17 protein-coding genes are annotated in these 21,911 nt (G+C 45.5%); 3 read left to right on the top strand and 14 right to left on the bottom strand.

What is annotated here, in order from left to right; all coding sequences use genetic code 11:
* Window positions 1-157: 157 nt before the first annotated feature.
* Together CLHUN_RS17775 and CLHUN_RS17770 are read left to right on the top strand one after the other, a co-directional pair.
* Window positions 158-3,727, top strand: a complete 3,570-nt coding sequence (locus CLHUN_RS17775; RefSeq protein WP_080065974.1) for a Calx-beta domain-containing protein — start codon at window positions 158-160, stop codon at window positions 3,725-3,727.
* Between the two features lie 25 nt (window positions 3,728-3,752).
* Window positions 3,753-4,595, top strand: coding sequence for a flagellin N-terminal helical domain-containing protein (locus CLHUN_RS17770; protein WP_080065973.1), 843 nt, complete (start codon window positions 3,753-3,755; stop codon window positions 4,593-4,595).
* 120 nt (window positions 4,596-4,715) lie between these two features.
* Here CLHUN_RS17770 and CLHUN_RS17765 read toward each other — a convergent pair whose 3' ends face one another.
* The 11 genes from CLHUN_RS17765 to mtaB form a co-directional block, all read right to left on the bottom strand.
* Window positions 4,716-5,918, bottom strand: a complete 1,203-nt coding sequence (locus tag CLHUN_RS17765; RefSeq protein ID WP_165755789.1) for a transglutaminase domain-containing protein — start codon at window positions 5,916-5,918, stop codon at window positions 4,716-4,718.
* 64 nt (window positions 5,919-5,982) lie between these two features.
* Window positions 5,983-7,095 (bottom strand): S-layer homology domain-containing protein, encoded by a 1,113-nt coding sequence (locus CLHUN_RS17760; RefSeq protein WP_165755788.1) that lies wholly within the window; start codon window positions 7,093-7,095, stop codon window positions 5,983-5,985.
* A 309-nt stretch (window positions 7,096-7,404) separates the two neighbouring features.
* Window positions 7,405-9,162 (bottom strand): NADH-dependent [FeFe] hydrogenase, group A6, encoded by a 1,758-nt coding sequence (locus CLHUN_RS17755; RefSeq protein ID WP_080065970.1) that lies wholly within the window; start codon window positions 9,160-9,162, stop codon window positions 7,405-7,407.
* A gap of 50 nt (window positions 9,163-9,212) precedes the next feature.
* Entirely contained in the window at window positions 9,213-11,006 is a 1,794-nt protein-coding gene (gene nuoF / locus CLHUN_RS17750) for an NADH-quinone oxidoreductase subunit NuoF (protein WP_080065969.1), read from the bottom strand.
* A gap of 31 nt (window positions 11,007-11,037) precedes the next feature.
* Window positions 11,038-11,412 carry a (2Fe-2S) ferredoxin domain-containing protein gene (locus CLHUN_RS17745; protein ID WP_080065968.1) on the bottom strand — a complete coding sequence of 125 codons (375 nt, stop codon included), beginning with the start codon at window positions 11,410-11,412 and terminating at the stop codon, window positions 11,038-11,040.
* Window positions 11,396-11,974, bottom strand: coding sequence for an ATP-binding protein (locus CLHUN_RS17740; RefSeq protein WP_080065967.1), 579 nt, complete (start codon window positions 11,972-11,974; stop codon window positions 11,396-11,398). Before CLHUN_RS17740 ends, CLHUN_RS17745 begins: the two co-directional genes overlap by 17 nt.
* A 59-nt stretch (window positions 11,975-12,033) precedes the next feature.
* Complete coding sequence (nuoE, locus tag CLHUN_RS17735) at window positions 12,034-12,528, bottom strand: NADH-quinone oxidoreductase subunit NuoE (RefSeq protein ID WP_080065966.1); 495 nt, start codon at window positions 12,526-12,528, stop codon at window positions 12,034-12,036.
* Between the two features lie 354 nt (window positions 12,529-12,882).
* Entirely contained in the window at window positions 12,883-13,176 is a 294-nt protein-coding gene (locus CLHUN_RS17730) for a DUF1292 domain-containing protein (RefSeq protein ID WP_479692038.1), read from the bottom strand.
* 161 nt (window positions 13,177-13,337) lie between these two features.
* Complete coding sequence (gene ruvX / locus CLHUN_RS17725) at window positions 13,338-13,757, bottom strand: Holliday junction resolvase RuvX (RefSeq protein WP_080065965.1); 420 nt, start codon at window positions 13,755-13,757, stop codon at window positions 13,338-13,340.
* A gap of 122 nt (window positions 13,758-13,879) precedes the next feature.
* Complete coding sequence (locus CLHUN_RS17720) at window positions 13,880-14,146, bottom strand: IreB family regulatory phosphoprotein (protein ID WP_080065964.1); 267 nt, start codon at window positions 14,144-14,146, stop codon at window positions 13,880-13,882.
* Between the two features lie 210 nt (window positions 14,147-14,356).
* Window positions 14,357-15,724 carry a tRNA (N(6)-L-threonylcarbamoyladenosine(37)-C(2))-methylthiotransferase MtaB gene (mtaB, locus tag CLHUN_RS17715; RefSeq protein ID WP_080065963.1) on the bottom strand — a complete coding sequence of 456 codons (1,368 nt, stop codon included), beginning with the start codon at window positions 15,722-15,724 and terminating at the stop codon, window positions 14,357-14,359.
* 356 nt (window positions 15,725-16,080) lie between these two features.
* Here mtaB and CLHUN_RS17710 point away from each other — a divergent pair, with 356 nt between their 5' ends.
* Window positions 16,081-16,308, top strand: a complete 228-nt coding sequence (locus CLHUN_RS17710; RefSeq protein WP_080065962.1) for an HPr family phosphocarrier protein — start codon at window positions 16,081-16,083, stop codon at window positions 16,306-16,308.
* Window positions 16,309-16,439: 131 nt separating this feature from the next.
* Here CLHUN_RS17710 and rnr read toward each other — a convergent pair whose 3' ends face one another.
* From rnr to CLHUN_RS17695, 3 genes are all read right to left on the bottom strand, one after another.
* Window positions 16,440-18,899, bottom strand: a complete 2,460-nt coding sequence (gene rnr / locus CLHUN_RS17705; protein WP_080065961.1) for a ribonuclease R — start codon at window positions 18,897-18,899, stop codon at window positions 16,440-16,442.
* 76 nt (window positions 18,900-18,975) lie between these two features.
* Window positions 18,976-20,487: a hypothetical protein gene (locus CLHUN_RS17700; RefSeq protein WP_242656554.1), complete on the bottom strand. Its 1,512-nt coding sequence runs from the start codon at window positions 20,485-20,487 to the stop codon at window positions 18,976-18,978.
* The gene (locus CLHUN_RS17695) at window positions 20,459-21,910 is read right to left on the bottom strand and encodes a sensor histidine kinase (RefSeq protein WP_080065960.1); all 1,452 of its coding nucleotides are present in this window, start codon (window positions 21,908-21,910) and stop codon (window positions 20,459-20,461) included. Before CLHUN_RS17695 ends, CLHUN_RS17700 begins: the two co-directional genes overlap by 29 nt.
* Between the last annotated feature and the right edge of the window lies 1 nt (window position 21,911).

Here is a 21,911-nt window from a genome sequence, read left to right as displayed (position 1 = left end):
GCTTCCAGCCCGGCACCATTTCAAAAAAAGGCAGTGCGAATTATTTTCATCGGATATTTCATGCTAAAAAAACTGTCATATTCTGCCGAAATATTAAATATGCAGCTTTGTCCATTTTTATGGCAAATACTGGTTAATATACCACGGAGGCAACAATATGTTTAATAAGCCCCTTAAGTTTATATTTTTGATTGCAGCATCTGTTTTAATATATTTGGGAACAGGAACTGCCGATTGCAGGGCAATATCGGCATATCCCGGAGCCTACGACCTCTCTCAGCCCTCGGGACAAACCTTTCTGGGCAAGCTCAATGGAGATGAATTTCAGAACTGGGTGACCAAGGCTGACGACCAGAGTGTCATTCTCCAGGATACCGACGGCTATTGGAAATATGCCCGGGTAGCCTTTGGAAAGCTGGAGGCTGCAAATGCCAGGGTAGGAATCGATCCTGCTCCCGAAGCGGCTCTGAAAAGCGAAGACTGGGCAGACAGTCTGAATACATACAGTGAAGCCGCCCAAATACCCAAAACCTATTATGCAGGCGGCACCACCCTTCCCAGCAGTGTAATCCCCCCGCAGCCTGCAGGCTCCTCACAAAAGATTCTGGTTTTGCTGGTCAGCTTTACAGATAAAACCATTCAATATTCTGATGCAGTATGGAACAACCTGTTTTTTGGAACTTCAGGACAGACCGTCAATAACTTCTACAGAGAAAACTCCGGAGGCAGTTTTTCCTTCTCCCCTGCCAGTGAAACATACGGTACCTCCAACGACGGAGTAGTCAAAGTCACTTTGAATTACGCCCACCCCAATCCCGGCGGAAACACCGACGACAGAAACCGGACAATTGTAAAAAATGCGTTGCTGGCAGCCGATACATATATTGATTTTTCCAGCTATGACACCAACAACAACGGATATATTGATTACAACGAACTTCACATAGTTACAATCACAGCGGGCTATGAGGCAAGCTGCGGTTCCACCTCCCCCAGCGTATGGGGACACCGCTGGTCCCTGGGCTGGTCGGTGCCGGCACCCCAACTGGACGGCAAATTTGTAGCACAGACCCCATACGGAGGCTATACCCAGCAGGGTGAAATACACTCCGTTTACGGTGACCATCTGGCAACCATAGGAATACTTTGCCATGAGCTGGGACACGACCTGGGACTTTTTGATGAATACAACACCTCAAATTCTTCAGACCCTTCTGTGGGTGCAAGCAGTCTCATGTCAAGCGGAAGCTGGGGCATGAGGGCTTCGGATATGCCCGGAGGCTGTCCGGCCCATTTGGACCCCTGGTCCAAGATATTTCTGGGCTTTGCCTCTCCCGTCAATGCCTCTGACGGAATATACACCGTCAAAGCTGCGAGTACAGGCCAGTATAATGTCCTCAAGGTTGCCACCTCCGATTCCAACCAGTATTTTCTTGTGGAAAACAGAAACCTGTCAGGCTATGACGCAGGCTTATATTATGACGGTATAGCAAACGGAGGAGTTGCCATATGGCATATTGATGAAACAGTCATTTCCGCAAATATGTCCAGCAATACTGTAAATAATAATCCAGCCCATCGCGGAGTGGAGATAGAAAGGGCCGTACCCGGAAGCAGCTCCGCACCCTATTACAGGAACGGCGGCCCCAACGATCTTTTTGCCGATGCCACCAACCCCAACAGCAGACTGTACAGCGGAACTTCCTCAAATGTGAGCGCCAAGACCCTGGATGCCACTGCAACTTCCATGCAGGTATTGCTGGGCAATCCGTCGGGCTTGCAGTTTGCTCCTTCAACCTATACCGTCATGGAAAATGCGGGCAGCGTAACCCTGACTGTAACCAGAACCGGCAGCACTTCGGGCGTTGTGACCGTGGATTATGCCACCTCCAACGGCACTGCAACAGCCGGCAGTGATTACACGGCTGCCAGCGGCACACTCAGCTTTGCCGCCGGAGAGACAAGCAAGACCATCACCGTACCTGTTCTGGATGATGCAGTATATGAAGGAAGTGAGAGCTTTACAGTCACCCTGAGCAATGCCTCTTCCGGCAACATAAACGTGGCTTCTGCCACAGTCACCATCACCGACAATGACATACAGCCCACGAAAATAGGCATTGGCCCCTCGGAGCTTATCTGTGTCGGAGAGAGAACCTTCCCCGGTACTTATCTTTACTATGATTTTTCGGTAATCCGCTCAGGAAACACCAGCGGTACTGTAACTGTGGACTACTACACCATAGACGATACTGCCATAGGGGGACAGGATTACCTGCCTCTTTCCGGCACGCTTACCTTTGCTGACGGAGAAATAAAAAAGAACATAAGAATAACAGTCTATTGGGATGGTATTCTGGAAGATACTGAAATCTTCTATCTGAAACTGGACAACATTTCATGGGGAACCATACAAAATGACAAGGCAAAAATAATCATCCAGGATATAGACATTGCTTTCAGCACCTTGAACTATTCCGTTATGGAAAACGCCGGAAATGTGGTTCTGACTGTGAACAGAGGTATTTCCCAGAGCAGTGAGACAGCAAGCTTCAAATACACAACCTTTGACGGCACCGCTCTGGCAGGCTCCGATTACACCGCAAAGAGCGGAACCTTGTCCTTTGCACCCGGCCAGTTGACTCAGACCATTACCATACCCATACTGGACGATGGTATATATGAAGGAGATGAAACCTTTACAGTCAAGCTTACGGATGTCTATCTGACTGAAATCTTAAACGATACGGCTACCATCACAATACATGACAACGAGCTCCCCACTGCACGCATAGGCTTCAATCCGGCGAGCTATACAGTTAACGAGAACGCCGGAAGCGTTACGCTGACAGTAACACGAAGCCTGGTCACCTCCGGGGCTATTACCGTAAACTATTCCACCGCCAACGGCACTGCCCTGTCGGGCAGCGATTTTTCACCCACAAGCGGCACTCTTGCCTTTGCACCGGGAGAAACCAGCAAAACCATTACGGTTCCCATTCTGGATGACGCAACATATGAAGGAAATGAAACCTTTACAGTGAATTTGAGCAGTCCGTCTTCCGGAACACTTACAACTTCTTCTGCAATAGTCACTGTAATTGATGATGAGCCCGCACCCCAGCTTGCCTTCACTCCCGTAAACTATTCCGTGGCGGAGGATGCAGGCAGCGTTACTGTCACAATTACCAGAAGCGTGACTACCTCGGGAACCGTAAAAGTAAACTATGCTACAGTTAACGGAACAGCCCTTGCCGGAAGCGATTATACCCCTGTGAGCGGAACCTTGACCTTTGCCGATGGTGAAACCAGCAAGACCGTTACCGTGAACATAACCGATGACGGGGTGTACGAACCCACAGAAACCTTCAGGCTGCATCTGAGCAGTCCTGTGGGAGGTATTATTGCAACAGCCGACGCCAACATAACCATTACAGATAATGATACCCTTGCGCCCTCGGGCAATATTGTCAAGATAACGCCCTATGTGTCTTCGGGAAGCGTGGGTACCTGCAAGGTTGGTTCCACACAGCAGATAACGGTTATTGCAACTTTTGAAAATGGTGGTACACTTGATATAACAGCCCTTGCTGTCTGGTCCTCGGAATACCCCGAGGTGGCCACAGTAAACAGCGGCCTGGTAACAGGCATAAATGCAGGTATAACTGTGCTGTCCTTCACCTATAACGGCCAGACCTATCAGTTCCTGTATACCATTAAGCCTTAAGCGGGTTTGGAAGGAAGGTGATAATATTTATATCAGAAACAATATACCAGGTTTGAAGACTGTAAATATTTTAAGAAAAAACTCCGACCTTAGAGCAAAGTCGTCTGAAAAGCTGGCTTCGGGTATACGGATAAACCGGGCAGGCGATGATGCCGCCGGTCTTGCAATATCGGAAAAAATGCGTTCTCAGATCATGGGGCTGGACACAGCAATAAAAAATGCTTCGGACGGCATCTCTCTGATACAGACGGCAGAAGGCACCATGGGTACAATCCACAATATCCTGCACAGGATAAGAGAGCTGAGCGTTCAAGCGGTCAACGACACCCTGACCTCTGAAGACAGGCAATTGATAGCCATTGAGATGTCACAGCTTGGAGACGAAATAGATAACGAAATTAAATCCACGGAATTCAACACAAAGAAATTGCTGATAGGGGCCAATGCACCCATAACCTTTCAGGTAGGCGCCAACAGTGCCCAAACCGTGGATCTGCTTATTGATAAAACAAACCTTCCCCATTCCATGCAGATTTTCGGGACAGCCTACCAGTTTGGCAGCGTGCATGTTGATTTGAGTACCCAGGGGAATGCAGACATAGTTTTAAGCAATATTGATCCCCTTATAGACAGCTTATCAACGGAAAGAAGCAAGCTGGGAGCCATGCAGAACCGGCTGGAGCACACCATCAACAACCTCAGTACCGCGTCGGAGAACACCTCCGCCGCTGAATCCCGCATCCGGGACGCAGACATGGCAAAGGTCATGATGGAGTTTACAAAAGCACAGATACTTACCAGTGCGGGAACTTCTCTGCTGGCTCAGACAAACCAAAGCTCCGGAAATGTGCTTTCACTGCTCAAGTAGGACTAACCTGTTGTACAGATTAAATTCTTATTTCCAATATTTTTTCAAAGGTACTCCAGCCCACCTATGGAAATGGCTTGTCACGAAGTCTTTGGCTGAGCTTGTAAGTCTTTAAAATCTCTATTTTATAGTAAACAGTATCTTAAGGGCTTTTTCAAGCCCTTTGGTTTTTCCGGATACTACACCCTTCAATATGTAAATGCAGTAGCTCTTACCGCTTTCATAGCCTGCTGCCGGCGGTTGCACCAGCAGTATATTGCCCTGGGGGCCCTTTTTAAAGGTTACGCCCTTTGCGACATTTCCCGAGGAATCCACCACAAAGGCAGTCAAGTCATTAACAGTCCGAAAGTCAATTGCCTGGTTGAACTTAAGAGTCCATACCTTGTCTGACGGCTGTAAAACCCTTGCAAAGCTGTTGATTTCAACTGTTTCTTCCGGTCCTGGCAGTTGAATTGCCCCAGTGGTTGCAGATGGTATTGCTGTGCCGGCATACGAAGTCACCTCGGTTTTATCCGGCTTGAATTCCGTGACGGCTGGGGGATAATTCCCGGAGTCGAATTCATGGGTTATCCTGATTTTTGAGTCAGTCAGATTAAAATATTTATAGCTTTGCATCTGCCCGGTGGCGGAGGCACTGTCATCAAGGGTGCAGTCCAGGTGATACCAGTTGTTGTCCAGCTTTACCAGATTCCATTCGTGGTCCCTGGAATCATATATCCCCTTTACTATCATATTTTCAATACCCGCAGCATTAAACAGCCGGTATGCAAGCTGAACATAGCCATTGCATACGGTGAGGCCATTATAAAGTGCAGAATATGCGGTATAGCCTGAAAGGGTGTTGTCATAGCTGACATTTTGCAGTATATAGTCATGTATGGCTTTTTCCTTCTGATAATCACTCATCCGGAAATTTATTATGGAAGCGGTAATCTCCTGTACTTTTCGGTCTACAAACAACTCCTGCTCCTTCGTTGTGTGGTACTTGAACGAATCAAAGAAAATATCCGCATGCCCGCTGGAGCTGCTGACGCTGAAGCCTGAAACAAGGCTTATGCAGCCTTCTTCATAGGGGTCTCTCTGCACGGCCCTGCTGCGCGCCTGCTTTATTTCATTCATTATATCGTCCGTATTTCCATCATAGCTTATCTTAAAGGCCTCTTCCCTGTTTTTTATGGCCGTGAAGATTATATTCTCCATATCAGCAGCAGAAGCCGCCGCATATACTACAGGTTCTGAACCGGCAAATGCCTGCACCGGAGTGAGTGTTGAAAGTAAAAAAAGTGCTGTAATGAGCATATAAGCAAGTAATCTGTTTTTCATAATGACTCCTTTTATAAGGCCGTATTCTAAAGGGCTATATTCTATAAGTCCATCTTTTACCGCTTTAGTATACATTGATCAAATCCAGGCTGTCGGTGGTTGTAAAGACAGTACCTTCGTCAATGGCAACCCCGTTTACAATAATGTTTTTGGAACGATTGCTTATCTGAACCCCCGGTACCGCCTCAATCACTGTCCCGGACGCCCCCGCTTCCAGCTCCACCTTTTTCACCCTGCTGCCGCTCCCCACATTTATAAAAGAAGCTGCAAATACTCCCAGCGTACCGGAAACGGTACTGCCCTCAAGTTCCAAATGCACCCTGGCAGACTGTCCGGCTATTATTATGCCGCCCGTTTCTCCGCCCTTTATACGTATGCTGTCCAGCTTGTTGTTCCTGATATAAAGCCTGCCCTTTATCCTTACGTTATCCAGTACAATATTTTGCTTCAAGGCACTTTGCGGGATATACAGGTCGCCATTTACAGAAATATTTTCAAGTGCTGAAACCGATGAGCGTACAAAAAGATTTCCTTCCACCGTTTTATCCTTGAAAGAAGCCACATTTGCATTTATTATCAGGCCTGCCGCCCTGTCCAGGAGCTCAACCGCCTCTGCCCTGGTCATAAATTTGCGGGGCAGCAGTTTTCCGGAGCCGTCGTCAATTATATATCCCCTGTCCAGCAACACTCCTGTGCTGTTTCTGGCCCACTGCTGTACAGCACCCGCATCGCTGAATGCAGCATAGGAGTCAGATGCCAGGCCGGATAATCCGAATGCATCTGCAACTATTTTATAGCCTTCCTGTCTGGTGACAAACTTTCCCGGCCTTACAGTGCCGTCCTCATAGCCGGTGATATATCCTGCTGCCACAGCCTTGGCTATTTCCCCGCTGAACCAATCTTTTGGAGCAACATCCCTGAACTTCCTGGAGCTTTTTTCCTGGTTATTAAAAATACCGTTTATTATTGCAGCCAGCTCAACCCTGCTGATATTCCTGTCGGGCTTGAAGGTTCCGTCAGGATACCCTCCCAGGACTCCTTCGGCTGCCATTCTGTTGATATGCCCTGCCCCCCGGTGATTTCCCACATCGGAGAATGCAACAGCACTTGCGGCATTACCCCATAAAACAATAAAAAATACCACTGCCAGTATGTAATAACCAAATTTCTTACCCATGACCTGATCCCCTTTGTTTATAGCTGTGAATTTACGCTTTTTATACTGCAATGAAATACTTAGCAAGCTTTCTATAATTCTCTGTGTAATATCTATAATCTTTATATATATTATTCGGCAATTCCCGGCATTTACTAAACGGTCAGCATGGAAAGCCCCAAATAAATGCATGCAAACAACCCACCCCGGTTGTTTGCCTCCCCGTCCCCATAACTCCCGGCATGGAGCCAGGGTCTGAACGGTATATTGCGGCAAAATCACCCAGGGTGGGCCGAAAGGTCATAGCGACTTATTTCAGTCTGTATTCTCTCATATATCTTCTTTCACAGGATAATTCTCTCTTGGGGCATAGTGAGTATGCAAAACCTTGTGAGCCTTATGACTTCCCGGCTCTCCGAAATATTTCTCATACATTTCCTTCACTATGGGATTGTCATGGGACTTTCTGAAGGTGAGGCTCTCATCCTCCTCATATATGGCCTTTGCCCTTTCACTTCTCAGGTCGGTCCAGCTTCTGACGGAGGACGGCTGTATAGGCTGTCCTCCCCCATTTACACAACCTCCCGGGCATGCCATGATTTCTACGAAATCATACTTCGCCTCCCCTGCCTTTATGCTGTCAAGCAGCTTTCTGGCGTTGCCCAGGCCATGTGCCACGGCAGCCTTCAGCCTCATGTCGCCTATTTCCACTGTAGCTTCCTTAATACCCTCAATCCCTCGGACAGCCTCATACTTCACATTGTCAAAGGATTTGCCCGATACAATTTCAGCCACGGTGCGCAAAGCCGCTTCCATAACTCCTCCGGTAGCTCCGAAAATAACCGCCGCACCGGTGGCTTCGCCCATGGGATCATCAAACCGTCCGTCTTCCAGGTTATTAAAGTCAATTCCCGCTTCCTTGATCATTTTGGCCAGTTCCCTTGTGGTAAGCACCACATCTACATCTGCAAAACCCGATGCTGAAAGCTCAGGCCGCTGTGCCTCAAACTTCTTTGCAGTACAGGGCATGATTGATACAACGAAGAGCTTAGAGGGCTCAATACCCGTTTTTTCCGCATAGTAGGACTTAAGCACCGCACCGAACATTTCATGGGGAGATTTGCAGGAGGACAGGTTATCCAGAAATTCAGGATAGTTGTGCTCACAGAACTTTATCCAGCCCGGACTGCAGGAGGTTATAACCGGAAGCCTGCCTCCGTTTTTAAGCCTGTTCAGCAGTTCCGTACCTTCCTCCATGATTGTAAGGTCGGCAGCAGTATCGGTATCGAATACCTTGGCAAACCCCAAACGGCTCAATGCGGAAACCATTTTACCCGTAACCCTTGAACCTATGGGCAGGCCGAATTCCTCACCCAATGCCACTCTGACTGCCGGGGCAGTCTGAACCACCACATGAAGGTCCGGATTGGCAAGTGCTTCCCACACCCTGTCGGTATCATCTTTTTCCCTCAGTGCTCCTACCGGACAAACACTTATACATTGTCCGCACATTGTACAGGGCACATCTGCCAGAGACTTGTCAAAAGCACATGAAATGGCTGATTTAAAGCCTCTCTCCGTGGCGCTGATGACCGAAACAGTCTGGACATCCTTACACACGCTGACACAGCGCCTGCATAGTATGCACTTGTTGGGGTCCCTCACAATTGATGGTGAAAAATTGTCCAGAGGCAGATTGGTACTCTGGCCCTCAAACCTGAGCTGGCTGATGTTCAATTCCTCGGACAGGGTCTGGAGCTCACAGTTTCTGTTTCTTACACAGGTAAGGCATTTTTTATCATGGTTGGACAATATCAATTCCAGAGTCACCCTTCTGGCTTCTCTGACGTTGGGACTCTGGGTGTATATTTCAAGCCCCTCGGCCACAGGATAGACACAAGCCGCCTGAAGTGCCCTGGCGCCTTTTATTTCAACAACGCACATCCTGCATGCGCCTATTTCATTTATATCCTTCAGGAAGCAAAGAGTAGGTATCTTGATGTTGGCTCTTCTTGCCGCCTCCAAAATAGTCATATCCTTTTCAACCTGTAGTTTCTTGCCGTCTATTGTTATATTAACCGTTGACATACTAACCTCCTATTAGCGTTCATATGCACGCAATTTATAGATATAAAAACCTACACTACAGCAATTGCCTTGAATGGACATTTTTCCACACAGGCGCCGCATTTTGCACACTTGCTCTGATCAATAACGTAAGGCACCTTTTTCTCACCGCTGATGCAGTTCATTGGACAAACCTTGGTACACAGCCCGCAGCTCTTGCATTTGGATGGTTCAATGGTATATCTGAGCATGGATTTACAAACCCCTGACGGACATCTTTTTTCGTATACATGGGCTTCATATTCGTCCCTGAAATATCTCAACGTACTGAGTACGGGGTTTGGAGCAGTCTGTCCGAGACCGCAGAGAGCCGAAGCCTTGATATTCCTGGCCAGCAGCTCCAGCTTTTCAATATCACCTTCTTCTCCCTTTCCTTCCGTTATCCTCTCAAGAATTTCAAGCATGCGCTTGGTTCCAATCCTACAGGGAGGACATTTTCCGCAGGATTCATCAACTGTGAATTCAAGGAAGAACTTAGCTATATCCACCATGCAGTTATCTTCATCCATGACTATAAGTCCCCCTGAACCCATCATGGAGCCAAGGGCGATAAGTGAATCATAGTCAATGGGGGTATCCAGATGTGAAGCCGGGATACAGCCTCCGGACGGCCCTCCGGTCTGGGCGGCCTTGAATTTTTTACCTTTGGGAATGCCGCCTCCTATATCATAAACGACCTCCCTCAAGGTAGTTCCCATGGGAACCTCCACAAGGCCGGTATTATTTATTTTTCCACCCAGGGCAAAAACCTTGGTGCCCTTGCTCTTCTCAGTTCCAATACTGGAAAACCATTCCGCGCCATTGAGAATAATCACAGGAATATTTGCATAGGTCTCAACATTGTTGAGTATGGTAGGTTTCTGCCATAAGCCCTTGACCGCAGGGAATGGCGGCCTTGGTCTGGGTTCTCCCCTGTGGCCCTCTATTGAAGTCATCAGGGCGGTTTCTTCACCGCATACAAAAGCTCCCGCACCAAGCCTTATTTCCAGGTCAAACCTGTGGCCTGTTCCAAGGACATTGTCTCCCAGAATTCCGTATTCCTTTGCCTGGTCTATTGCCAGTTGGAGTCTTTTGACGGCTATGGGGTATTCGGCTCTTACATAAATGAACCCTTCGGTTGCTCCAATGGCATAGCCTGCAATAGACATGGCTTCTATAAGCGAATGGGGATCACCTTCAAGTACACTTCTGTCCATAAAAGCTCCCGGATCTCCTTCATCGGCGTTACAACAGACATACTTCTGATCTGACACCTGTTTTGCCGCAAACTCCCACTTTATGCCTGTAGGGAAGCCTCCGCCCCCTCTGCCTCTAAGACCTGACCTTTTAACCGTGTCAATTACCCCTTCCGGAGTCAGCTCAGTCAAAACTTTTTCAAGTGCCTTATATCCGTCGAAGGCTATGTATTCATCGATATTTTCAGGATTTATACGGCCGCAGTTCCTTAAGGCTATACGCTGCTGCCTCTTGAAAAAATCCACGTTCTCAAGTACCTTTGTAATATCCTCCGCTTCCTTCTCTCCTGCAAGCAGCCTTCTTACAATCCTGCCCTTGAGCAGATGCTCCTCTACTATGTCCTTGACATCAGCAGCTTCCACTCTCACGTACATGGCGCCTTCAGGATATACTACAACAATAGGGCCCTCGGCACAAAGACCGAAGCAGCCTGTCTTGACAATTTTTACTTCATCTGCCAGGTTACTTTTTTTAAGTAAGGACTCCATTTCCTCCATTATTTTTAATGAATTGGAGGAAGTACAGCCAGTACCTGCACAAACAAGCACATGTGCTCTATATAATTGCATTTTTTAACCCTCCTGTGAAAATTACGATTTATTATTTTTTTGCTTCCTCTGCCCCGATTGTGAGGTCAGCGCATACCTTACCGTTTACCAGGTGTTCCAAAACAACTCTTTCAGCCTTTTCGGGAGTCATTTTGACATAGGTTACCTTATTTCCATCATTGTCAATAATATCTACTATGGGTTCAAGCCTGCATGCACCGATGCATCCGGTCATAGATACGGTAATATTCTGAAGTTTTCTTTTGTTTATTTCTTCCATAAACGCCTTCATTACCGGTCTGGCTCCAGCCGCAATCCCACAGGTAGCCATTCCAACTATGACCCTCAGGCCGTTTTCATTTGATCTGAGCGAGATCTGAGCAAGAGTTTTCTTTCTGATCTCATCCAATTCAGCTATCGACTTCATTAAGTACACCTCCGAAAATATTTTTAATACCGTCATCAATAAACTCTTTTAGCCAATTTATATATTCGTATTCCGTACCAGTTACACCCTTAAACGATTTAGCAGCTTCTTCAGTATCCAGTCTGAAATTTCCCTTTTCACTGGTTAAAAATAAAATAAACCGTATTTGAGGATTCGATAAAATCAAGGTAATCATGGTTTCACCCACATCACCAATAGGGAGTCGATCAATATGGTTAATAGAAAAAGCAGCCGAAATTTCAGTTCCGACATTTTTATGAGATTTAACATAAAAGCTGCCCTCACACTTTTTTGCCGATTCCTTCAGCAGGGGAATGCCCAGACCCACCTTACGGGTGGTTCTTGTGGTAATAAACGGGTCCTCCACTCTGCCAAGAAGCTGGTGGTCAATACCTGTTCCATTATCGCCTATTTTCAGTTCGAGGATTTTTTTCCTCTGCACGGCGGTATACCTTTGCTCCATGCTTACAGTAATACTTGTTGCCTTTGCATTAATGGAATTTTGTACTATATCAAGTATGTGAAGTGACAAGTCTCTCATATTTCTCTCCGGATTTTTCATCTCTATAATTTCTTCAGCTTGTGCCTGCCGGCAAAGCCTTACAGCTCTTCATACTTTTCCAGAATCCCGTCAACATCCTCGGGAAGCAACCTTCCATGAACGTCATCATTAATCATGATTACAGGAGCAAGGCCGCAGGCTCCTATGCACCTGCACGCATCCAGCGAAAACTTTCCGTCTTCCGTGCACTGTCCCACATCGATTCCAAGCTTTTTCCTGAAAGCCTCCAGGATATCTCCCGAACCTTTAACATAGCAGGCTGTGCCCATACAGACATTGATTTTGAAACGCCCTTTCGGATTCAATGAAAATTGAGTATAAAAGGTCACTACGCCGTAAATTTCAGCCATAGGTACATTCAGCCCGTCCGATATCTTTTTCAGAACTGTCTCGGGCAAATAGCCATATACTTCTTGAGCTTCATGCAAAACAGGTATCAGAGCACCTCTGGTGTCTACATATTTAGCAATAATCTCTGTGAGCTTTGAGCTGTTTACGTCTGTGCATCCGCAGCAGCACTCATTTTCATTCATTACTTCAGACCCCCTTAAAATAATGTGTTTAATTAAATTGTTATAATATTAACAATATTCGTTAATATTATAACAAATAACTTTTTAATATTCAATAAAGCTAGTAAAAAATTACCATATTATAGATAAGGTATGGCAAAATAATCAATTCATTTTTTCTGTGTATAATGTGTTTTATAGAGTATGTCCATAAATAAGAACTGTGTCGGTTAAAATGCGAATGGCAGTGTACTGCCGGGAATATTGGCAATAATACAGTATAATATAATGCAATATAAGGGATTAACAGCTAGATAAAAACCTCCAAACCGATGCATGTTCACCCATTTGGAGGCCTTCTATTTTTTACGCAGCTTATTCTTCGAAGTCGTATTCCTCTTCCATTCTGGTTTTGAATTCTTCAAAAACGCTGTTCAACTCTTCTTCATCATCAACAGTTACGAAGGAATCCTCACCGTCTTCATTGTGGTCCACCTTGAGAATGACAACCTCATCCACCTCTTCGTTTTCCTGCTCTTCTACCGGAAGAAGAACCACATATTCATTTCCGTTCATCTCTATGGTATCAACGTGTTCAAATTCTACTTCTTCTCCATCTTCACCAACCAGTACTACTATGTCGTCTCTTTCTTCATCCATGTTGCTCATATCTATTTTCCTCCTGATATAATACAATCTGCTGCTATAATAAATTACCTTCAATAATTTCAATAACCTGAATACTGAAAATTATTGATTTAATAATATCACACTTGCACAGGATTTCCAATATTAAAGTTTTTTAAACCTTGGTGAAGGTCCAGTACAACCTATGCTCTGCTTTTTCTGTCCAGATAGCCCTGAAGGATGAGCACTGCAGACATGGTGTCCACAATATTCTTTTTGTTTGAAGCTTTTACCCCAAGTTCGTTCATGGCCCTGTGAGCCGAAACCGTGGTCAGGCGCTCATCCCACTTGACTATATTGAAGTCGTCCCACTCCAGCAGCTTTTTTATAAAAGCCTCGGTCCTTTCTGTTCTTGGGCCGGCTGTTCCGTTCATATTCAACGGATAGCCGATGACAATGTCCTTTATATCATATTGCCTTATTATCTCCAGAATTCTTGCTATGGCCTTTTTAAGGCTGTCCTTGCTCTTGACGGTTTCAAGCCCCTGCGCCGTCCATCCCATAGGGTCGCTGACCGCAATACCTATTCTGGAATCCCCGTAATCTATCCCTAATATTCTCACTTAAACCTCCATGCCGCTTTTAAAGTATCCGGTCAAATTTATGCCAAATCCGTCATATGACAAGCTGAAATAAATTAATAGGCACTCCATTTATTTAGAGTGCCTTAAAATACTGATAATATTTATTCCACAGCAGTATTGTTGCTTTCAAGGTAATATTTCAAAACTTCCTCCAGCAGCTCGTCTCTTTCCAGTCTGCGAATAATACTTCTTGCATTTTTGTAGTTTGTGATGTAAGTAGGATCTCCGGACAAAATATAGCCAACCATCTGATTTATGGGGTTATAGCCTTTTTCCTTCAGCGCCTGATGAACTGAAATCAAAATCTCTTTTGCTTCGTTATCCTTTTCCTTATCAACATTAAACATCATAGTTTCATTAATGCCCATTTCAAATCACCTTCCTAGCGTAGCTGTAGTCTCTGTTTTTTATGCTTTTGTATACTGCCTGGCCTGAACAACAGGTTTGAATTATCCATATACGCTATATAATAATACTAATATATCCTCAAAGCTTTTGCAACAATTTTGCTGTACCAATGACAAAATACTCACCAAATATTTCCAAGCCTTTTTGGAATATTTGCATATAGCTTTTATTTACCATAAAATATCCCCTTCAAACAGGCTCCCTTTAACTTTTTTCAGCTTTGTTCCCAGAAGCTTTCCTGACAGTTCCGGACCGCCCTCGGCAGCCACCCGCATATAGTTCTTTGTCAGGCCCTCCATACTGCCCTTCTTTTCGCCGGATTCCTGTTCAAACAAAACTTCCATTTCCCGGTTTATATAATTGCATAAATACTGTTCTTCAAGGCTATCCGACAATGCCAGCATTTTTTCGCTTCTGACCTCTTTTACTTCCGGAGCCACCTGCTCCGCAGCTTCTGCCGCAGGTGTTCCTTTTCTGGGAGAATACTTGAATACATGGATTTTTGCAAAGCCAATTTTTTCGGCGAACTCCAGCGAATGGGCAAAATCCTCTTCAGTTTCCCCCGGGAAGCCCACCATTATATCAGTGGTAATTGCAACATCCGGTATAAACGCTTTCAGCAGGTCAACACTCTTTTTATAATCCTCACAGGTATATTTCCTGTTCATGGCCTTTAAAGTCCTGTCACAGCCGCTTTGCAGCGACAGGTGGTAGTGTGGGCAAAGTCTGGGCATTTCCCCTGCCGCCTTGACAAATTCTTCAGTTATAGTGGTAGGCTCAATGGAGCCCAGCCTTATTCTCTGAATCCCCTCTATTTCATTAAGGCTCTTTATAATTTCCAGGAGGCTTGTGGTCTTCAAGTCCCTGCCATAGGATGCAAGATGGATTCCGGTAAGTACAATTTCCGTATAGCCGTTTTTTGACAATTCCCTCACTTCAGCGATTATGTCCTGAGGATTCCTGCTTCTGATGGGGCCTCTGGCATAGGGTATTATGCAATAGGAGCAGAACTGGCTGCACCCTTCCTGTATCTTCAGGTACGCTCTGGTCCTCTCCTTATAGGTGTTTACCTTCAGCTCTTCAAAGCTCCTGGAAGCCATTATGTTATCCACCGCGTTTATCCTGCATTCCCCGGCTTCAAGCCTGTCCACATACTCCAGTATCCTGTTCCTGTCCTTTGTACCTATGACCAGATTCACCCCGGGTATTTTTAAAACCTCATCAGGAGCGGTCTGGGAATAACAGCCCATGACGGCTACTATAGAATCAGGGTTCTGCTTCTTTGCCTTCCTTATTGCCTGTCTGGACTTCCTGTCACTGAGATTTGTCACGGTACAGGTATTTATTATATACACATCCGAGTTCTCATCAAAGGAAGCGATAGCATAGCCCGCCTTTTCAAACAGGGCTGAGACTGCCTCCGACTCATACTGGTTTACCTTGCAGCCAAGGGTGTGGAAGCTCACGGTCTTTTTTCTGCTGTTAAGCCCCTCACCATTGGGATTTTGGTCTATATTTTCAATATTATTTTTCTCCATGCCGGCATATTTCCTCTCATTGCTATATAAAACAAGTATCGCTATTTTACCACAACTTAATGAGTTTTAACAGCATTATGGGAGAAGAAAAGCTTTACCTTACGCCCCATACCCTTGTAACCGGGCACCCTGGTGACGGCAGCAACTGATATTATTGAATGAAAACGACAAGAAAAGTTTGTAAAATATGCACAACACCGTCCAAACCCCTTTATTTGTGCAGGTTTAAGGGCTTTTTTGCATTATTTGTCCGAGGGTATACAAACATCTCGATTGACTAAAATATAAAAAGAAGATAATATTAAAGTATAAATTTAGCAATTTTGATTTTTACCTTTTATAGGAGGATGGATAATATGAAGGCATTTGATATTTCTTTAAAATCTATTAATGATGTAAAAGATTTCGTTAATATTGTAAACAAGTATGATTTTGATGTTGATTTGTCATCAGGCCGTTACATTGTAGATGCCAAGTCAATTATGGGCATTTTCAGCCTTGATCTGAGCAAGCCCATCAGAGTAGAGATTCAGATTGATGATTGCGGAAACTTCTGCGATGAAATCAAACGTTTCGTAGTTTAATTTCAGGCTTAAGCCGTTTTAATTGGAATCCAGGCGCTCATGCGCTGAATGGGGAGCTGTAAAACCAATTTTCAAGTTGGGTTTACAGCTCCTTTTGATTTTCAGGTTAATTTTCCATTTTCCGGCTGTGTCTATTTTTTCTTTCTTCTGCCCTTGCCGTTTATCTTATCGTAAACTTTTTTATCCAGTATCTTGCCTTTTTTATTCGGCTTATTTTCGGCAGTTGTTTTTTTCTCTGATATTTGTGAGGCACCAAGAGCCTTGTCCCTGTTGGTCAAAGCCTTCCTTTTGGCACCTGCGGCCTTTGCACCTGAAGACTTGGCACCTGTTGTCCTTGCGGCTCCCGCCTTGGCTCCCTCCGCTTTTGAACGGCCTGCCTGGGGTTTTGCCTGCCTGCCGAAAACAAATTTATCTTCCGCCGTCTCGTCAAAGTTCCACAGGTCCTCTTCCTCTTCCCCGTCCTCTGCGTCCACCAGGACAAACTCTATCTTCCTGGTTGAAATATCCGCCCTGGCAAGTATTACGCCCACAGTGTCCCCTATTCTGTACACCTTTTTGGTCCGCTCACCAATCAGTGAAAAGCGCCTTTCATCATAGTTGTAATAGTCATCCTCCATGCTGCTCATTCTGACAAGCCCCTCTATGGTATTGTCAAGTTCAATGAACATGCCGAAGGAGGTGACATTGGCAATAATGCCTTTAAACACTTCTCCTTCATGAGCCTTCATATACTCAACCTTTTTCAGGTCTTCACTTTCCCTTTCCGCCTCATCAGCGGCCCGTTCCCGTTCGGAGCACTGCTTTGCTATCTCTGGGAGCAGCCCTTCCAAATGTCCGATTCTCTGCTCTGACATTTCCCCCTTCAGGTACTGCTTCATGATCCTGTGTATTATCAGATCGGGATATCTTCTGATAGGTGAAGTAAAGTGGCAGTAGTATTTGGCAGCCAGTCCGAAATGTCCTACACTTTCACTGCTGTATTTTGCCTTCTGCAAAGATCTGAGCATGACTGTGCTTATGATTCTTTCATGCTGTGTTCCCTTTACTTTCTCCAAAAGGTCCTGAAGAGCTCTGGGATGAATTTTATTGATGCCCTTGATGCTGTAGCCCAGATTATATACAAATTCGTTCAGCGCCGCAATTTTCTCCTCATCAGGGTCTTCATGGATTCTATACACAAAGGGCGTATTTGTCCAGAAGAAATGCTCTGCCACAGTCTCATTGCACACCAGCATGAACTCCTCAATAATCTGGTTTGCTATGGTTATCTCATACCTCTTGACTTCAACAGGTTTTCCGTTCTCGTCAAGCACGACCTTCGCCTCATCAAAATCAAAGTCAATTGCACCCCTTTGAAAACGCTTCTTTCTCAGCAGCAGGGCCAGTTCATGCATTGTATGGAAATCCGGCACAACCTGCCTGTACCTTTCTATCAGTTCCTCATCATGGTCTTTCAGGATTTTATATACATTTGTATAGGTCATTCTTTCATCAATGTTTATAACGCTTTCAAATATCTCGTGGTTATATACCTTGCCGTTTTTGTCTATTTCCATCATTACGGTAAAGCTCAGCCTGTCAATCTGCGGATTCAGGCTGCAAATGCCGTTTGACAGCTTCCGGGGCAGCATTGGTATGACCCTGTCTACAAGATAGACACTGGTACCCCTGTTAAGAGCCTCAATATCCAGAGGAGAATTTTCCGTTACATAATGGGTAACATCGGCTATGTGCACTCCCAGCCGGTAGTTGCCGTTGGGCAGTATTTCCACCGATACGGCATCATCCAGGTCCTTTGCATCCTCTCCGTCTATGGTGACCATTCTCAGACCCCTTAAGTCCCTTCTCCCCTTCTGCATTTCTCCGGTAACGGTATCGCTGATATTTTCCGCCTGTGCCATTACCTCCGCCGGGAATTCCTCCTCCAGGTTATAGGATTTTATTATGGACAGTATATCCGTCCCGGGCTGATCTGCATCACCTATGATCTCAACTATCCTGCCCTCGGCATTTCTTCTCTGCTCAGGGTACTTCAATATTTCCACGACAACCTTCTGACCTTTTTTCGCACCGTTGAATTCGCCCTTTGATACAAATATATCCCCGGATATACGCTTGTTGTCAGGTATTACAAAGCCAAAGCTGAGACTTTTTTCAAAAGTTCCTACCAGGGTGGAATTGGCACGTTTTATGATTTTTACAATCTCCCCCTCCATCCTCCTGTCGGAAGAGCTTTTCTTATTCACCCTTGCTACTGCCTTGTCTCCATGCATGGCTCCGTTGAGACTGTCGGCAGGAATAAATATGTCCTCCAGCATTTCATCATCTGGAATCAGAAAGCCATAACCTCTCTCGTGTCCCTGGATTCTGCCTGCAACCAGGTTGAGCCTTGAGGGAACACCATATCTGCTGGCATGGGTCCTGAATATCCTTCCCTCCTGTTCCAGTTCGGTCAATACCTGATTGAAGAGTTCCGTATCTTCGGATGGTACGTCAAGTACCATGACCAGCTCTTTAAATAACAGCGGTTTGTACGCCGATTCCCTCATAAATGCCACTATACGTTCTTTTCTTGCTTCCAGTTCAATCATAACCCTCTACCTTTCAATTGCTATAATTATGTTCCAGATTGCTAAAGCATACCTTATATTATTCCTGCTAATATAATCAATAATTCATTTTTTGCAGCTTATCAACAAAATTATCCCACAAATCGGCATATCTTCCAATAGACCATTCGGCCATTACTATAGTATCGCCCTTGGCCAGCTCAAGCTTCAGGAGCTGCCGGTTTATGCCGCTGCTGTTTTTTATGGAGTATACACACAGGCTTTTGCTGTCTGCCAGGACGGCTATATCCTTGTTTGGCGACATGAAAGCGTCTGATGTCCACGGAAGCTTTGCCTTTATATCATTCCACGGAATATTCATCTCATCATATTGAATCAGCCTGTCCGGAACCATCAGCCTTAAATCAAAATCCATAAAATCCTTTTCATAGGGCTGAGAAAAATAAAGCCTGCTTTTCAAAACCCAGTGCCCGTTCCGTCTCATTAAGGTAAAATTTCTGGTATCTGTCTTGCGGATTAATTTATCATAGGCTTCACCCTTGACGGATGCTGCGAAATCCTTTGCGGACTGGTCAAATATATTGTCAGCATCCCCTTGAGCTATATCCTTTAATGATACCGCCAGACCGTCCTTAAGGTTTTCAACCGGATAGACCCGCAGCAGGTCACTGTCTTCAATTCCAATATAATCGTTTCCTGCAAAATTGAGTTTCGTTCCCTGATCTATTTTCAGCATATTGCCGTTCAGCACATCCGCAAGGTTTTTGGGAGGCATGTAATTTTCGTTAAAGGCCTGCGCATATATTGCGTGGATATTGCTTTCATTTATGGTTCCCACCTGCCAGAAGCCTTTTGCCCTGGGAACCAGCAGTTGCCTTGTCCAGCCCGTCGTTTCGATTTCCCTGTTCTTGGAATATATCCACAGGGTTCTGTAGGAATTGTCTGCGGCACGTATGCCCAGAAGTATGCCCGACCTCAATAAAGGGTCCTCTTCATACCGTCCGCTGTTGACATTTTGTCCCACATGGCTGAGACTCTTTTCCTTGAGCTTTGCGTCCACTTGGTCGGAAGTTTTCTTCAGCACCAGGAAGCCGTTATCCATATAGACATATGCAGTATTTGAGTCGGTTATAATCAGTTCGTAAAACAGTTGGCTGCCATTTGATATGCTGACCACATATACTTCCTGTTTGCCCAGCCCCAGCTCTGTTTCATCCACCCTGTATTTTCCCTGTATAAAGGAGTCAGCCGTTGTTTTTATTATCCTGTATTTGGGATTTACGCAGGTTTCCGGGCCTACGGCTCCCAGCTCGTTGTCAAAGACTGCCCACTGCTCCAGGTATTTGTTTTTAACAAGCTCCTGTTTTTCCCCGGCATTTTTTCCCTGGGGCAAGGCCGATATGAAGCCGTCTATCTTCCAGGTGCCCTGAACCGCCAAAGTGCCATACTCAGGAGGGTTTATGGTGGACTCGATATCAAACCCGATACTGGAGCACCCGGTAAATATAAAGCAGAATGCTGCTGCAAATGTAATAATCCAGAACCTGTAATTCCGTTTCATGTCTCTCCTCATTTTCCATTTATGGCTGCCCGTTGCCGCTGCTACCATATGTGCCTGCATGGGGCAGCTTTACCGTAACAGCCGTGCCCTGCCCCTGACGGCTTTCTATCAGCAGTTCTCCGCCGTGAAGCCTGACTATTTCGTCACATATTGACAGTCCGAGCCCGGTCTGGGATTTACTGTTCTTGCCCTTGTAGAATTTCTCCTTCACAAGCGGAAGCTCCTCACTGCTTATGCCGCAGCCGTCGTCTTCAACTCTGAAAACAATCTGACCCTGGCTGTAAGAAGCTTTAAGAGAAACATTTCCTCCGGGCTGTGTAAATTTGAAGGCATTGCCCAGCAGGTTAAGCAGGACCTGCTTGAGCTTATCCCTGTCCAATTCCGTTTCGGGAATTTTTCCGCACTCAGCGGTAAAATTTATATTTTCCTTTTTCGCTCTGGTGAGCATATATTTCCCCAGGTGATCCACCAGTTGGTCCACCTGGGTTTTCTCCCTGTTCAATTCGACTTTTCCGGATACAAACCTTGAAAAGTCCAGCAGCTCCTCAACCATATTGGTCAGCCTGTCGCTTTCCTTGACAATTATGTTCAGACCATCCTCCAGAATCTCCCTGTCTTTAAACCCATCGTCAATTATGGTATTTGCCCAGCCCTTAATAGATGTAAGAGGTGTTCTGAGCTCGTGGGATACCATGGATATAAAATCGTTTTTTATCCTGTCCCTTTTCTGCACCTCGGCTACCATATAGTTGAGTGTGTCTGCCAAAACCCCGATCTCGTCATTCCTGTCCTTTTGTATCCTGATATCCAGGTTGCCCTTTGCCATGGTTCCCGCCGCCGCGGTTATAAGCTTCAGAGGCTGCACTATGCTGTGTGCCAGTATAAGGCTGATTACAATGGTCACAAGTATTACAAAGATCCCGATGACTATAAATATCACGGATATATTGAAAATTATCTTGTCTATTTCCTCCAGGGAGGTAATAAATCTCAGCACTCCCACCTGCTCCCCGTCAGCTTTTAAAGGATAGGCCACAGCCATGGCGTGCTCCTTTTTACTTGTGCCCTGAATGTAACCTGTCCACACTCCCTTTTCTCCTGAAGCGGCATTTTTAAAGTCGCCGGCCTCCACCTTCCGGTTGCTTTTCAGCCCTTCCGAGTCCAGCAGTATCTCTCCGTCCTGCCGGACTATCTGCACCTGTGCCTCGGTCTGTCTCCAGAACACGTCTGCATTGTCGGCAATATTCACCTCAAGTGAAACATTTGAAAAGTACTGTGAATAGAAATCGGAAGCGGTACGTATTTGATTTGTAAGAATACCCTCTACATTACCGTAAAAATAAAACCGGGTAAAGTAAACCAGGAGTCCTTCAAATGCCAGGACACTTATCAATATGATAATTATAAAATTGCCTACCAGCCTGGCCTTGATGCTCTTATGCGCAGTTTTTTCCTTTTCAGCCGCCGACATA

Source organism: Ruminiclostridium hungatei (assembly GCF_002051585.1).
GTDB lineage: Bacteria > Bacillota > Clostridia > Acetivibrionales > DSM-1351 > Ruminiclostridium > Ruminiclostridium hungatei.
This window is presented reverse-complemented; position numbering and strand designations above follow the sequence as displayed.

Coding starts and splice junctions, on each gene's coding strand:
- CLHUN_RS17775 (WP_080065974.1), top strand. CDS start 158: ATGTTTAATAAGCCCCTTAAGTTTATATTTTTGATTGCAGCATCTGTT.
- CLHUN_RS17765 (WP_165755789.1), bottom strand. CDS start 5,918: ATGAAAAACAGATTACTTGCTTATATGCTCATTACAGCACTTTTTTTA.
- CLHUN_RS17760 (WP_165755788.1), bottom strand. CDS start 7,095: ATGGGTAAGAAATTTGGTTATTACATACTGGCAGTGGTATTTTTTATT.
- CLHUN_RS17755 (WP_080065970.1), bottom strand. CDS start 9,162: ATGTCAACGGTTAATATAACAATAGACGGCAAGAAACTACAGGTTGAA.
- nuoF (WP_080065969.1), bottom strand. CDS start 11,006: ATGCAATTATATAGAGCACATGTGCTTGTTTGTGCAGGTACTGGCTGT.
- CLHUN_RS17745 (WP_080065968.1), bottom strand. CDS start 11,412: ATGAAGTCGATAGCTGAATTGGATGAGATCAGAAAGAAAACTCTTGCT.
- CLHUN_RS17740 (WP_080065967.1), bottom strand. CDS start 11,974: ATGAGAGACTTGTCACTTCACATACTTGATATAGTACAAAATTCCATT.
- nuoE (WP_080065966.1), bottom strand. CDS start 12,528: ATGAATGAAAATGAGTGCTGCTGCGGATGCACAGACGTAAACAGCTCA.
- CLHUN_RS17730 (WP_479692038.1), bottom strand. CDS start 13,176: ATGAGCAACATGGATGAAGAAAGAGACGACATAGTAGTACTGGTTGGT.
- CLHUN_RS17720 (WP_080065964.1), bottom strand. CDS start 14,146: ATGGGCATTAATGAAACTATGATGTTTAATGTTGATAAGGAAAAGGAT.
- mtaB (WP_080065963.1), bottom strand. CDS start 15,724: ATGGAGAAAAATAATATTGAAAATATAGACCAAAATCCCAATGGTGAG.
- CLHUN_RS17710 (WP_080065962.1), top strand. CDS start 16,081: ATGAAGGCATTTGATATTTCTTTAAAATCTATTAATGATGTAAAAGAT.
- rnr (WP_080065961.1), bottom strand. CDS start 18,899: ATGATTGAACTGGAAGCAAGAAAAGAACGTATAGTGGCATTTATGAGG.
- CLHUN_RS17700 (WP_242656554.1), bottom strand. CDS start 20,487: ATGGTAGCAGCGGCAACGGGCAGCCATAAATGGAAAATGAGGAGAGAC.
- CLHUN_RS17695 (WP_080065960.1), bottom strand. CDS start 21,910: ATGTCGGCGGCTGAAAAGGAAAAAACTGCGCATAAGAGCATCAAGGCC.